This window comes from Nonomuraea sp. MG754425, from assembly GCF_021699195.1.
In the GTDB taxonomy this organism is placed as follows: domain Bacteria; phylum Actinomycetota; class Actinomycetes; order Streptosporangiales; family Streptosporangiaceae; genus Nonomuraea.
Genome location: NZ_SSXE01000098.1, coordinates 1 through 12,951, shown reverse-complemented (window position 1 = coordinate 12,951; position 12,951 = coordinate 1). Strand labels below are relative to the sequence as shown.

The following is a 12,951-nucleotide window of genomic DNA, read 5'->3' as shown; positions in this document are numbered from 1 at the left end:
GGAGTGCTTAACAGCAGCAAGCATCAGAGCTGGATGACCCAGAGAAACGGGACGCTGGTGAGCAACGTCACAGACAGCGCGATCCACCCGTAACGCACCGACGCGGCCAGCTCGGGAGCGGGCTTGATCAGGCGATCTACCCTGGCCATGACGTGCTGCGCGTGCACGCCCAGCATGCCGTGCGGCGTCGGCATGGCTCCGGCCGTGCCGAACCTGAGCAGCGCCGTGGCCAGCCGGCGCGGCGAGCAGTAACGGCGGGCGCGGTCGTCGGCGGCCATCTCGACGAGCAGCTCCACCTGCGCCTGCGCGTCGGCCACCACCTTCGACCAGGGCAGCGCCCGGCGCAGCGCGGCGAACGGCAGCAGCACCAGGTCGTGACGCTCGCGTACGTGCGCCGCCTCGTGCGCCAGCACCGCGGTCAGCTCGTCCTCCGACAGCAGCTTGAGCGCGCCCTCACTGACCACGACCTGCGAGCGCAGCCCCGGCACGCAGTAGGCGGCGGCGCTGGGATGGGCCAGCACCCGCACGCCCGGCACGCTCGGGTTGTCGTGGGAGATCAGCGCCAGCAGCATGCGGTGCCTGCGCCGGGCCCGCAGCGCCTGCACACCCGCGGTGAGCAGCACCGCGACCAGCACGGCCAGCGCGGTCAGGCCCGCGATCAGGGCCAGCACGTGCAGCGGGTCCCACGCCTGCGCGGGAGTCTCGCCCCGCCCGAACGCGATCAGCCCCGGCAGCACCCCGGCGCCGTACGGCTGGACGGCGAAGGCGAGCATGGCGCCCGTGGTGGCCAGCCCCCAGGACACGCCGAGGGACTGCCAGACGATGATGGCCAGCCGGGGGGCGCGTGAGGTCCATCCGGCCGTGGTGAAACGCCAGGAGCCGACCGCGCACGCCAAGGCGAGGCTCGTCAGCACCGCTGCCGTGATCACTCTTCCTCCAGCTCCGTAAGGGCTCTGCGCAGGACCTCCGCCTCCGTGCCCGACACGGCCTGGGCGAAACGGGTCAGGGCGGCCAGGCGGTCGCCCGTCAGGTCCAGGGCCTCCAGCATAAGCTCAGCGATGTACGCGTCACGGCTTTCCGCCGGTTCGTAGCGCCACGCCCGGCCGTCGCGGGTGCGCTCGAGGAAGCCCTTGCGGGTGAGGCGGTCGAGAACGGTCATGACCGTGGTGGGGGCCAGGTCGCGGTCGGCGATCAGTTTGCCGACCTCGCGGGCCGTCAGCGCGTTGCTCTCCGCCCAGAGGATGTCCATGATGCTGCGTTCAAGCTCGCCAAGACCCTTCACGCCCTTCAGCGTAGCTCTACACAGCGTCGAGCTGGCATCCGGGTGCTGAGTCTTTTCTCTGTGTCCTCCGCTGCGCGGCCCCCGTGACACCCTCGGTGAGATGAAGCTCACACTGGTGCAGGGCGACATCACCGAGCAACGGGTGGACGCCGTCGTCAACGCCGCCAACTCCTCCCTGTACGGCGGCGGGGGCGTGGACGGCGCGATCCACCGCCGGGGCGGCCCTGAGATCCTGGCGGAATGCCGCGAGCTGCGCGCCGCCCAGTACGGCAGGGGCCTGCCGACCGGGCACGCCGTGGCCACGACGGCCGGGCGGCTGCCCGCCAGGTGGGTGATCCACACCGTCGGCCCCGTGCACTCGGCGACCGAGGACCGCTCCCACCTGCTGACCGCCTGCTACCGGGAGTCGCTGCGGGTGGCCGACACGCTGGGGGCCGGCTCGGTGGCCTTCCCGGCGATCTCCACCGGCATCTACGGCTGGCCCGTGGACGACGCCGCCCGCATCGCCCTGGAGACCGTCCGCCAGGCCGCGACGGACGTGACGGACGTGCGGTTCGTGCTGTTCGACGCCGCCGCGTACGCCGTCTTCGAGGCGCGCCTGTGAGCGCGGGCGCGCCCCGGAGACGTCAGCTCACGGCGCCCACGGCGGCGCCACGGCCCAGGTGACGTCCTGGTCGTAGCTCGCGGAGGCGTCGAAGGCGTGCGGGCCGCCCGGCACCGCGATGTGCACGGCCTCGGCGTAGTGCCTGACCGCGTGGCCGGAGAGGTTGTCCGAGCCCAGCGTCACCCCGGTGCTCCCGGCCCTGGGCGGCTGGGCGCAGAAGGTGGCGTCCTGGTCGAACAGCGTCGTGCCGTCACGCGCGTCCTTGCGGACCCGGAAGTCGGCGTGCCGCAGGTAGTGGCCGGGGAAGTTGCGCGACTCGAAGGAGAAGCAGCTCGCCTCGGCCAGGCCGCGCCGCACGTAGAAGGTGGCGTCCTCCTTGAGCAACTGGGCGCTGGAACTGTTCACCACGTCGGTGCGCGCGAGCGAGTCCTGGTGGCGCAGGTAGCGGTCGGTGTAGCCGGGCGTGGTCACCCGCAGCGACTGGGCCGCCCCCACGGTCAGGTCCGCGCCGCTGCGCCACCACGGCGTGCTCGGCAGCCAGGTGACGTCGGCGGCGAACGACGTGGCGGTGTCCCAGGCGTTGGGGCCGCCGCTGCGCGCGATGTGGACGGCGTCGCCGAAGTGGCGCAGGAAGGAGCCGGGCACGTTGAGCGACTCCAGGGACACGCCGGTGCCGGCCTGCGGGGCGCGGGCGCAGAAGGTGGCGTCCTGGTCGAACAGGGCCGTGCCGTCACGCGCGTCCTTGCGCACCCGGGAGTTCGAGTGCCGCAGGTAGTGGCCGGGGAAGTTGCGCGACTCGAAGGAGAAGCACGTGGCGTCCGCGAGGCCCGGCCGGGCCCAGAACGTGGCGTCCAGCTTGAGACCGTCCGCGCTGCCCGTGCCGACCACGTCGGTGCGCGCGAGCGAGTCCTGGTGGCGCAGGAAGCGGTCGGTGTGGCCGGAGGTGGTGACGCGCAGCGAGACGAGGCCGCCCGCCGTCAGGCCCGTCGCGGACTGGATCACCGAGCGGTTGACGGCCCGTACGCGCTCCGCGTTCGGCTTCAGCACCCGGCGGTCGTACGTCCACAGGCCGTTGACCTCGTTCTCGACGTCCGTGGGCTGGGTGTAGATGGAGGCGGACAGGCCGTTGTTCACGATGAGCGGCTTGAGCTGCTCGTTGACGGAGACGTAGCGGTCGGTCAGGGCCGTCGGGCCGGAGGTCATCTCGTACGCGAAGCCGGTGCCGGGCCACTGGTGGCCGGGGCTGAGCAGGCCGAGCCCGCCGAACTCGCCGAGCACGGCGACCCTGGTCGCGCTGGGCCGCTGCGGGGTGCCGGGGCCGACGTAGATGTGGTCGTCCACCACGTCGCCGTTGCCGCCGTCGAAGCCGCAGCAGTTGGAGCCGGAGTTGTTGTTCACCAGGCGGCTGGGGTCCCAGCTCTTGACCAGGTCGGCGATGCGGGCGGGGTCGTACTCGCCCCAGCCCTCGTTGAACGGCACCCACTGCACGATCGAGGTGATCCCGCGCAGGTGGTCCACGACGCGGCGCAGTTCGCTCTCGAAGGTGGCCCGGTCGGCGGTGGACGGGCTGACGCCGGTGCGCATCGACGGCATGTCCTGCCAGACCATCAGGCCGAGCCGGTCGGCCCAGTAGTACCAGCGGGCGGGCTCGACCTTGACGTGCTTGCGCACGGTGTTGAAGCCGAGCGCCTTCTGCTGCTCCAGGTCGAAGCGCAGGGCCGCGTCGGTGGGGGCGGTGGAGACGCCGTCGGGCCAGTAGCCCTGGTCGAGGGTGCCGAGCTGGAAGACGAACCGGCCGTTGAGGGTCGGGCGCAGCACCCCGCCGACGACCGCCTTGCCGACCGAGCGCATGCCGAAGTACCCGGTCACGACGTCGCCGCCGCCGGTGCCGGTCAGCGTGACGCGCAGGTCGTACAGGAAGGGGTCGTCGGGCGTCCACAGGCGGGCGTTCGGCACCGGCACCCGCAGGTGCGCGCCGATCGCGCCGGTGACCGTGCCGACCACGTTCCCGCCGGTCAGCACCTCGGCCCTGACCTGCTGTCCCGATGCCCCCGCCGCCTGCACGACGAGGTCGAGCTGCCCGGCCGCGACGTCGGGCGTGGTGTCGAGGCGGGTGACGCTCGCGGCGTTGACCGGCTCCATCCACACGGTCTGCCAGATGCCGGAGTGGGCGGTGTAGAAGATGCCGCTGGGGGCGCGGCGCTGCTTGCCGACGGGGGCTCCGGCCGCGTCCACCGGGGCGTACACGCCGACGATGAGCTCGTTCGAGCCGGAGCGCAGGGCGGAGGTGACGTCGAGGCTGAACGGGTCGTACCCGCCGGTGTGGGTGCCGACCGCGGTGCCGTTCACCCACACCCTGGTCTCCCAGCTCACCGCGCCGAAGTTGAGCCGGACGCGCCGCCCGGACCAGGCGCCCGGGACGGTGAAGGTCCGGCGGTACCACATGCGGTCCTCGTGCCGCTGGATCCGGGAGAGCCCGGATTCGATCGGGTACGGGACCAGCACCCGTTCGGCGAGCTCCTGGCCGGTGGGCGGGGTGGTGAGGGAGCCGGTCGCGGCGAACTGCCACAGGCCGTTGAGGTTCTGCCACTCCGGGCGTACGAGCTGGGGCCGCGGATACTCCGGCAGGGCGTTGTCCGGGGTGACCTCGGCGGTCCATGGGGTGGTGAGCGGGGGCGCGGCGAGCGCCTCCTGCGCGGGTAAGGCGACGACTGCTCCGATGAGGACCAGCACCGCGGTGAGACGGCTGGCCCAGCCTGAGAATCTGCTCATCTCGGCTCCTTGACGAGGACCGTGCCTGACTTCCCCCGACCAGGTTGCGACCGAACTTGAACGAGTTGGACCGCACCGTGACCATATACCGGCGACCACGTGTGCGAAATAGACCATTTACTGGGGGATTCGCGGTTACCGGGGAGCTACGGCCGTCCACGGCAGGGTCAGCTCGCCGAGCCGCCACCGGGCCGCACCACCCAGCGGCGGACGCACCGGGACCGGCCAGGACGCCGCCAGGACCCCGATCGCGGCCAGCCACCGCTGCCGCCGCCCGTGCGCCCCGTACGGGGCGCTCACCGCCCAGGCCCGGTCGAAGTCGCTCAGAAACGTGTGGATCCGCTCACCCGGCACGTTCCGGTGGATGAGCGTCTTCGGCAGCCGGTCGGCCAGATCGGACGGCCGCTCGAAGGCGTCGAACCGGGCGGAGAACGTGATGGTCTCCGGCCCCCGAGGCGAGAGCCCCGCCCACACCGCCCGCCGCCCGTTCTCGGAGCAGGTGCCCTCGACCAGCACGCCGTCCGGGGCCAGGCGGCCCCGGAGCACGTCCCAGTAGTGCCACGCCTCGTCCTCGCCGTACTGGCGCAGCACGTTGAAGGCCCGTACGAGGGTCGGCGGGCGCGGGACGGGCAACTCGAAGCCGCCCAGCCGGAAGCTCAGCCCCTCCCGCTCGTACGGCCTGGCCGCCGCCACCCTGGCCGGGTCGATCTCGATCCCCACCACCTCGACGTCGGGGTTCACCCGGCGCAACCGGGTGAACAGCTCCAGCGTCGTGGTGTGCGAGGCCCCGTACCCGAGGTCCACGACCAGCGGCCGGGCGGCCGAGCGCAGCAGCGGTCCGTGCACTGCCGCGATCCAGCGGTCGCCGCGCCGCAGCCGGTTGTGGCCGGTCGTGCCCCGGGTGATCGCCCCGACCGGTCTAGCCACCGACGCGGTGCACCTTGTGCTGCGCGGCCTGGGCACGGGGGCGGATGACCAGGCGGTCGATGTTCACGTGCGCCGGGCGGGTCACGCACCAGGCGATCGCGTCGGCCACGTCGCCGGCCGCGAGCGGGTCGGGGACGCCCTCGTACACGCGGGCCGCGGCCGTCTCGTCGCCGCGGAACCGGGTGACCGAGAAGCCCTCCGTCCGGACCATGCCGGGCGCGATCTCCACGATCCGCACCGGCTGCCCCACCAGTTCCAGGCGGAGTGTCTCGGCCATGGTCCGCTGGGCGTGCTTGGCCGCGACGTAGCCGCCCCCGCCCTCGTACGCGCCGTGCCCGGCGGTCGAGGTGAGCATCACCAGCACGCCGTCGCCCGACTCGACGAGTTTGGGGATCAGCGCCTGGGTCATGCGTAGGGAACCGAGCACATTGACGTCGTACATCCGCTGCCAGTCGTCCGGCCGGGCGGCGGCCACCGGCTCCATGCCGAGCGCGCCTCCGGCGTTGTTGACCAGCACGTCGCAGCGCTCCAGCGCGGCGGCCAGCGCGTCCACCGACTCCTGAGAGGTCACATCCAGCGTCACCGGCGTGATCGCGGGCACCTCGGCCGCCAGCTTGTCCAGCCGGTCGCGGCGCCGCGCGCCCGCCACCACGTCGTAACCCTCGGCGGCGAGCCGCCGCGCGGTCGCCTCTCCGATCCCACCACTCGCCCCGGTCACCACAGCCGTTCTCCGCATGTCCACATCTTAGAGAGCCGGGGTGTGTACACCCGGTTGTGACCGTCTGTCGGGAATGTCGAAAAAATCGGGATAGTTGTACATCGCTTGGAGGTGGTGTCGAGTGAGGCGAAGACGGGTCGGCAGGGTCGCGACCATCAGCATGCACACATCGCCGCTCGAGCAGCCCGGTACGGGCGACGCCGGCGGCATGAACGTGTACATCGTCGAGTCCGCCAAACGCCTGGCCCAGCTCGGCGTGGAGGTGGAGATCTTCACCCGGGCCACCGCCCGGGACCTGCCCCCCGTGGCCGAGATCGCCCCCGGAGTGCTCGTCCGCCATCTCACCGCCGGGCCGTACGAGGAGATGGACCGCGCCGATCTGCCCGCCCAGCTCTGCGCCTTCCTGTCAGGGGTGCTGCGCACCGAGGCGATGTACGACCCGGGCCGCTACGACGTCATCCACTCCCACTACTGGCTCTCGGGCCAGGTCGGCTGGCTGGCCAAGGAACGCTGGGGCGTTCCCCTCGTGCACACCATGCACACCATGGCCAAGGTCAAGAATCTGCTCCTGGCCGAGGGCGACAAGCCGGAGCCCCAGGCACGGGTGGTGGGCGAGCAGCAGGTCGTCGAGATCGCCGACCGCCTCGTCGCCAACACCGCCGACGAGGCCCGCGAGCTGATCGACCTCTACGGCGCTTCCGAGCAGCGCGTCGCCGTCGTGAACCCCGGCGTCAACCTCACCCGCTTCCGGCCCGCCTCGCAGGGCGCCGCCCGGCACCGGCTCGGCCTGCCGCAGCGGGCGCACGTCCTGCTGTTCGTCGGGCGCATCCAGCCGCTCAAGGCCCCCGACGTGCTGCTCCGCGCCGCCTCCAGGATGCTCATCGACGACCCGTCGCTGCGCTCGCGCCTGGTCGTCGCGTGCGTGGGCGGCCCCTCCGGCAACGGCCTGGCCCGGCCCTCCCTGCTCGCCGAACTCGCCGCCGAACTCGGCATCTCGGACGTCGTCCGCCTCGTCCCCCCGGCCCGCCAGGAAGAACTGGCCGACTGGTACCGGGCCGCGGACGTCACCGTCGTGCCCTCCCACAGCGAGTCGTTCGGCCTGGTGGCGCTGGAGTCGCAGGCGTGCGGTACCCCTGTGGCCGCCGCCGCCGTCGGGGGCCTGCGCACCGCCGTCCGGGACGGCGTCTCGGGCCTGCTCGTGGACGGCCACGACGCGGGCGAGTGGGCGCAGGCGCTGCGCCGCTTCGTCACCTCGCCCCGCTGGCGCGACCAGCTCTCCGAAGGGGCCCGCGCGCACGCCGCAGCCTTCGGCTGGCAGGCCACCGCCTCGCGCCTGACGGAGGTGTACGCCGCCGCCATCGCGCACCTGCACAAGGTGCCGGTCGCCCTCGCCTGACCGTACTTTGTTCTAGGGCCTTTATCGTGGTGGCATGCGCGAAGTCGTCGAAGCCGCGCTCAAGGCCGCGGACGTCTCCTACGACGAGCCGCGGCCTGGGGCGTTCCTGGTCAAACTGCCCGGACAGCACAAGCTCGCCACCATGACCTGGCTGATCGCGGGGGAGCGGGCGCTGCACGTCGAAGCCTTCTTCTGCCGGCAGCCGGACGAGAACCACGCCGAGTTCTACCGCTGGCTGCTCGGCAGGAACGGCTCCATGTACGGCGTGCACTTCTCGGTCGATCCCGTGGGGGACGTCTACCTGGTCGGCAGGGTGCCGCCGGCCGCCGTGACGGAGGAAGAGGTCGATCGGCTGCTCGGGTGCGTCCTGACGTACTCGGACGAGTGGTTCGACCGGGCGCTGGAACTGGGCTTCGCCTCCTCGATCCGGCGTGAGTGGGCCTGGCGCGCCAAACGCGGCGAGTCGCTGGCCAACCTCCAGGCGTTCGCCCGCTTCGCTGACCCCGAGCAGGTCGGCTGAGCGAACGACGCCCGGGATCCTGACGACTCACCCGAACCATAGGATTGGCCGCATGGCGACTTTGGTGCTGCTAAGGCATGGCGAGAGCGACTGGAACGCGAAGGGCCTGTTCACCGGCTGGGTGGACGTGAGCCTTTCGGCCAAGGGCGAGGACGAGGCCCGCCGCGGCGGCAAGCTCCTCCAGGAAACCGGGCTGCGCCCGGACGTCGTCCACACCAGCCTCCTGAACAGGGCCATCCAGACGGCCCAACTGGCGTTGGCGGAAGCGGACCTGGCCTGGCTCCCGGTGAAGCGGAGCTGGCGGCTCAACGAGCGCCACTACGGCGCCCTCCAGGGCAAGAACAAGGCCCAGACGCGGGAGGAGTTCGGCGACGAGCAGTTCATGCTGTGGCGCCGCTCGTACGACGTGCCGCCGCCCCCCATCGCCGACGGCGACGAGTACTCCCAGGCCGGCGACCCCCGCTACGCCCTGCTCCCGCCGGAGCTGATGCCGCGCACGGAATGCCTGAAGGACGTGGTGGAGCGCATGCTCCCCTACTGGTACGACGAGATCCTGCCCGACCTGGCGGCCGGCCGCACCGTCCTCGTCGCCGCCCACGGCAACTCGCTGCGCGCCCTGGTCAAGCACCTCGACGGCATCGGCGACGACGACATCGCCGGCCTCAACATCCCGACCGGCATCCCCCTGCTGTACGAACTCGACGCCGACTACCGGCCGACCGTACCCGGCGGGCGCTACCTCGACCCGGAGGCCGCCAAGTCCGCCATCGAGGCCGTCGCCAACCAGGGCCGCTGAGACTCTCTCCCGCCACGGGAGGCGTCCCGCGCCTCCCGTCCCTCACCGCCCAGGTGCCGTCGGGCCCCATGGTGTCGGCCACCGCTTCCCGGAGGCACCCGGTGATCTTCCGCGGCCGGCGGCAGGCGCTGGACGCGCCGCCGCGTGATGCCGTTCGAGCTGGGCGAAGAGGTCCTCGCCCAGCTCCTCCAACCGGTCTGCCCGAAGGAAATGCTAGGCCCACGCTCACGCTCCGCGCACATCCCCGGCCACGCGATGACCGCTATGGAACGCTTAGTTCCCGGTTGGCGGCCAGATTTCCCACGAGGGAGGCGGCGGGTTCATCGAGTCCCGGTACCGCTCGGCCCCGGCCTGACAGCCGGGGCACAGAGGCTGGTCGGCGGACCGGGCCACGGCCTCCGGCCCCGCCGGACGCATCGTGCCCAGGACGCCGAAACCCGGCGGAAGCCCGGTCTCCGGATCGATCAGGAAGGTGGTCACCTCGTCCGGGTCGTAGGTGAACACCCGCTTGCACACGAAACAACGGCCCGTCACCGTCTCATGCTCGTCCGGCATGTGTCCTCCCATCGGGGCGGCCCGGCGAATCCGCTGGTCGGAACCGGTCAGGAATCGAGAAGCACGCCCAGAAGGCCGCATTTAGCGTGGCCGCCATGGACATCTCCATCCACTCCAGTTTCCTCCCGCACGACGATCCGGAGGCCTCCCTGGTGTTCTACCGCGACGTCCTCGGCTTCGAGGTCCGCGACGACGCCGGCTACGAAGGGATGCGCTGGATCAGGGTCGGTCCCCGGGGCAAGCCCGGCACGTCCATCGTGCTGCAGCCGCCGGCCGCCGACCCCGGCGTCACCGACGACGAGCGCCGCGCTATCGCCGAGATGATGGCCAAGGGCACCTACGCCGGCATCCTCCTGGCCACCGACGACCTCGACGGCACCTTCGAGCGGCTGCGCGCCGCCGACGCCGAGATCGTCCAGGAGCCGATCAGGCAGCCGTACGGGGTCCGCGACTGCGCCGTCCGCGACCCCGCGGGCAACATGATCCGCATCCAGGAAGCGCGCTGAGCCGCCCGGCGAGCACGAAAAGCGACGCCCCGCCCGCGCGAAGTCACGCGGAGCGGGGCGCAGGCCGCCTGGCCGGGATCAGGCTCGGGAGGGCGCGGGGCCGGAGACCGGCGTTCGGTGTCAGCTCGGGCGGGCGCCGGTGACCAGGTAGACGACGTCGTGCGCCACCCGTACCGCGTGGTCCGCGTAGCGCTCGTAGTAGCGGCCGACCAGCGTGATGTCGATCGCCGGTTCGACCCCGTGCTGCCAGTCCTTGGCCAGGATCTTCCTGAACAACTTCCGGTGCAGCCGGTCCATCGCGTCGTCGTCCTGCTCGAGCTCCAGCGCCGACTCGACGTCACGTGAGGCCACGCAGCTCCCGGCCTTGGTGACCAGGTTCTCGGCGATCTGCCCCATCTCCAGGATGGTGGAGCGCAGCGCCGGCGGGATCGCCGAATCGGGGTGCCGCAGGCGGGCCACCTTGGCGACGTGCACCGCGAGGTCGCCCATGCGCTCCAGGTCGGTGCCCATGCGCAGCGCCGTGATGACCATCCTCAGGTCCACCGCAACCGGCTGCTGCCGGGCCATCAGCTCGAAGATCGACGCCTCGACGTCGGTGAACACCGCGTTCACCTCCGCGTCCCGGGAGATCACGCTCTCGGCGAGCTGCAGGTCGGCGTCGAGGAGGGCCGTGGTGGCACGGGAGATGGCCGAACGGACGAGCCGGGTCATCTCCACCAGCTTGTCGGTCAGCGAATCAAGTTCTTCATGGTACGCGTCGCGCATGTGGCCACCGTACGACCCGCTCGATGAACGAACCCCGACAGCAAGATGAACTTTCCAGGAAAGGGCCGTTCATCCCCTGATGAGGGGGTCTGTCCCTGCGGAAAGGCCACCTACCATCGGAGACATGAGTGAGATGGCCATGAGCTTCGCGGCCCTGGCCGGGTTCGTGGTGGGCGCGCTGGCGGTCCTGTTCTACCGGAATCAGATCGAGGCCCCACGCCGCACCACGGTCGCCGACGGGGTGGAGACCGGCGCGGCGCTGCCACAGGGCGTGGCGTCCGTGCTGGCCGTGCTGCCGTCGTCCGCCGTGGTCCTCGACGCCCACGACCGCGTCCTGCGGGCCAGCTCGGCCGCACGCGCGTTCGGGCTGGTCAAGGGCGACCGGCTGATGGCCGCGGAGCTGCTCGCGCTGGCGAGACAGGTACGCCGCGACGGCGAGATCCGCGAGAGCGAGATCGACGTCGCCGGGCACAAGTTCGGCCAGGAGACCACCAACTTCGCCGTCCGCGTGGCCCCCCTGGGCTCCTACGGCCAGGTCCTGGTGCTGGCCGAGGACCAGACCGAGCGACGCCGGGTCGAGGCCGTGCGCCGCGACTTCGTCGCCAACGTCAGCCACGAGCTGAAGACCCCGGTGGGCGCCATGAGCCTGCTGGCCGAGACCATCCAGGACGCCGCCGACGACCCCGAGGCGGTCAGCCGCTTCGCCGGGCGCATGCAGCTCGAGGCCGCCCGGCTCAACTACCTCATACAGGATCTGATCACCCTCAGCAGGATCCAGGGCGCCGAGCCCATCCCGACGCCGGGTCAGGTCTCCATCGACGAGTCCATCAACGACGCCATCGACCACTGCAACACCAGGGCCTCCGCCAAGGACATCACGCTCGTCACCGGCGGCACCGAGGGCCTGCGCATCTGGGGCGACGACGAACTGCTCGTCACCGCCCTGCGCAACCTGATCGACAACGCCGTCGCGTACAGCCCCGAGCACACGAGGGTCGTCGTCAGCGTCCGGCCGGCGGGTGACTCCGTCGAGATCAGCGTCAGCGACCAGGGCATCGGCATCCCCGAGGAGGCGCTCGAGCGCATCTTCGAACGTTTCTTCCGCGTGGACGCGGCCCGGTCGCGCGCCACCGGCGGCACCGGCCTCGGCCTCGCCATCGTCAAACACGTCGCCGCCGCGCACGCCGGCGAGGTGTCCGTCTGGAGCAAGGAAGGGTCCGGCTCCACCTTCACCCTCCGCCTGCCCGCCTTCGGCGGCACGGCGGTGGTAGTACCACCCTCGATTCCCCTGGAGGCAGCCAAATGACCCGAGTTCTCGTCGTCGAGGACGAGGAGTCCTTCTCCGACGCCCTGTCCTACATGCTGCGCAAGGAGGGCTTCGAGGTGTCCGTCGCGGCGACCGGGCCCGAGGCGCTGGACACGTTCGACCGCAACGGCGCCGACCTGGTGCTGCTCGACCTGATGCTGCCCGGCCTGCCCGGCACGGAGGTGTGCCGCTCCCTCAGGCAGCGCTCCAAGGTGCCGGTCATCATGCTGACGGCCAAGGACAGCGAGATCGACAAGGTCGTGGGCCTGGAACTGGGCGCCGACGACTACGTCACCAAGCCGTTCTCCTCGCGCGAGCTGGTGGCCCGCATCCGCGCGGTGCTGCGCCGCCAGGGCGACGTCGTGGAGGAGCTGGAGACGGCCGTGCTGGCCGTCGGCCCGGTGCGCATGGACGTCGACCGGCACGTCGTGGCCGTGCGGGGCGAGTCGGTGCAGCTCCCGCTGAAGGAGTTCGAGCTGCTGGAGGTGCTGCTCCGCAACGCGGGGCGGGTGCTCACCAGGGGCCAGCTCATCGACCGCGTCTGGGGCGCCGACTACGTGGGCGACACCAAGACGCTGGACGTCCACGTCAAGCGGCTGCGCGCCAAGATCGAGTCCGACCCGTCGAACCCGCGCTGCATCCTGACCGTGCGCGGCCTGGGCTACAAGTTCGACGCCGTCGAGGAGTGACCGGAAAGCGCTGAACCCCGGTGCCGATCGTCGGCGCCGGGGTTCTCGCGTGGGGTCAGTGACTCTCTTCCGCCTCGGCGGCGGTCGGGGTCGCGGTGGGCGTGGGGGCGGGGAT

General features: G+C 71.5%; 14 protein-coding genes. 7 read left to right on the top strand and 7 right to left on the bottom strand.

Going from position 1 to position 12,951, the window contains the following annotated elements:
* Positions 1-23: 23 nt before the first annotated feature.
* Together FAF44_RS29925 and FAF44_RS29920 are read right to left on the bottom strand one after the other, a co-directional pair.
* A complete protein-coding gene (locus FAF44_RS29925; RefSeq protein ID WP_237106646.1) occupies positions 24-929 on the bottom strand; it encodes a M56 family metallopeptidase in 906 nt (301 codons plus the stop codon).
* Positions 926-1,282, bottom strand: coding sequence for a BlaI/MecI/CopY family transcriptional regulator (locus FAF44_RS29920; protein ID WP_308193404.1), 357 nt, complete (start codon positions 1,280-1,282; stop codon positions 926-928). Before FAF44_RS29920 ends, FAF44_RS29925 begins: the two co-directional genes overlap by 4 nt.
* Before the next feature lie 100 nt (positions 1,283-1,382).
* Between FAF44_RS29920 and FAF44_RS29915 the strand changes: the two genes are divergently transcribed.
* Positions 1,383-1,886: an O-acetyl-ADP-ribose deacetylase gene (locus tag FAF44_RS29915; protein WP_237106645.1), complete on the top strand. Its 504-nt coding sequence runs from the start codon at positions 1,383-1,385 to the stop codon at positions 1,884-1,886.
* A 27-nt stretch (positions 1,887-1,913) separates the two neighbouring features.
* Here the strand turns inward: FAF44_RS29915 and FAF44_RS29910 are convergent, their stop codons facing one another.
* From FAF44_RS29910 to FAF44_RS29900, 3 genes are all read right to left on the bottom strand, one after another.
* Positions 1,914-4,658 (bottom strand): AbfB domain-containing protein, encoded by a 2,745-nt coding sequence (locus tag FAF44_RS29910; RefSeq protein WP_237106644.1) that lies wholly within the window; start codon positions 4,656-4,658, stop codon positions 1,914-1,916.
* A gap of 135 nt (positions 4,659-4,793) precedes the next feature.
* Positions 4,794-5,585, bottom strand: a complete 792-nt coding sequence (locus FAF44_RS29905; RefSeq protein ID WP_237106643.1) for a class I SAM-dependent methyltransferase — start codon at positions 5,583-5,585, stop codon at positions 4,794-4,796.
* Positions 5,578-6,321: an SDR family NAD(P)-dependent oxidoreductase gene (locus FAF44_RS29900; protein WP_237106642.1), complete on the bottom strand. Its 744-nt coding sequence runs from the start codon at positions 6,319-6,321 to the stop codon at positions 5,578-5,580. The genes FAF44_RS29905 and FAF44_RS29900 overlap by 8 nt, the downstream gene beginning before the upstream one ends.
* Before the next feature lie 142 nt (positions 6,322-6,463).
* Here FAF44_RS29900 and mshA point away from each other — a divergent pair, with 142 nt between their 5' ends.
* Genes mshA through FAF44_RS29885 form a run of 3 tightly spaced genes read left to right on the top strand, consistent with a single transcriptional unit; the run spans position 6,464 to position 9,015 of the window.
* The gene (mshA, locus tag FAF44_RS29895) at positions 6,464-7,699 is read left to right on the top strand and encodes a D-inositol-3-phosphate glycosyltransferase (protein WP_237106671.1); all 1,236 of its coding nucleotides are present in this window, start codon (positions 6,464-6,466) and stop codon (positions 7,697-7,699) included.
* Between the two features lie 34 nt (positions 7,700-7,733).
* Positions 7,734-8,219: a YbjN domain-containing protein gene (locus FAF44_RS29890; protein ID WP_237106641.1), complete on the top strand. Its 486-nt coding sequence runs from the start codon at positions 7,734-7,736 to the stop codon at positions 8,217-8,219.
* A 52-nt stretch (positions 8,220-8,271) separates the two neighbouring features.
* Positions 8,272-9,015, top strand: coding sequence for a phosphoglyceromutase (locus FAF44_RS29885; protein WP_237106640.1), 744 nt, complete (start codon positions 8,272-8,274; stop codon positions 9,013-9,015).
* Positions 9,016-9,288: 273 nt separating this feature from the next.
* On the opposite strand, the gene FAF44_RS29880 is transcribed toward FAF44_RS29885, so the two are convergent.
* Positions 9,289-9,570 carry a hypothetical protein gene (locus FAF44_RS29880; RefSeq protein WP_237106639.1) on the bottom strand — a complete coding sequence of 94 codons (282 nt, stop codon included), beginning with the start codon at positions 9,568-9,570 and terminating at the stop codon, positions 9,289-9,291.
* A 95-nt stretch (positions 9,571-9,665) separates the two neighbouring features.
* Between FAF44_RS29880 and FAF44_RS29875 the strand changes: the two genes are divergently transcribed.
* Positions 9,666-10,076, top strand: a complete 411-nt coding sequence (locus FAF44_RS29875; RefSeq protein ID WP_237106638.1) for a VOC family protein — start codon at positions 9,666-9,668, stop codon at positions 10,074-10,076.
* Between the two features lie 120 nt (positions 10,077-10,196).
* Here the strand turns inward: FAF44_RS29875 and phoU are convergent, their stop codons facing one another.
* Positions 10,197-10,841 (bottom strand): phosphate signaling complex protein PhoU, encoded by a 645-nt coding sequence (gene phoU, locus FAF44_RS29870; protein ID WP_237106637.1) that lies wholly within the window; start codon positions 10,839-10,841, stop codon positions 10,197-10,199.
* A gap of 124 nt (positions 10,842-10,965) precedes the next feature.
* Here phoU and FAF44_RS29865 point away from each other — a divergent pair, with 124 nt between their 5' ends.
* Both FAF44_RS29865 and FAF44_RS29860 read left to right on the top strand, forming a co-directional pair.
* On the top strand, positions 10,966-12,147 hold the full coding sequence (locus tag FAF44_RS29865; protein ID WP_237106636.1) for a cell wall metabolism sensor histidine kinase WalK: 1,182 nt from the start codon (positions 10,966-10,968) through the stop codon (positions 12,145-12,147).
* Complete coding sequence (locus FAF44_RS29860) at positions 12,144-12,836, top strand: response regulator transcription factor (protein WP_237106635.1); 693 nt, start codon at positions 12,144-12,146, stop codon at positions 12,834-12,836. The genes FAF44_RS29865 and FAF44_RS29860 overlap by 4 nt, the downstream gene beginning before the upstream one ends.
* The last annotated feature ends 115 nt before the right edge of the window (positions 12,837-12,951 follow it).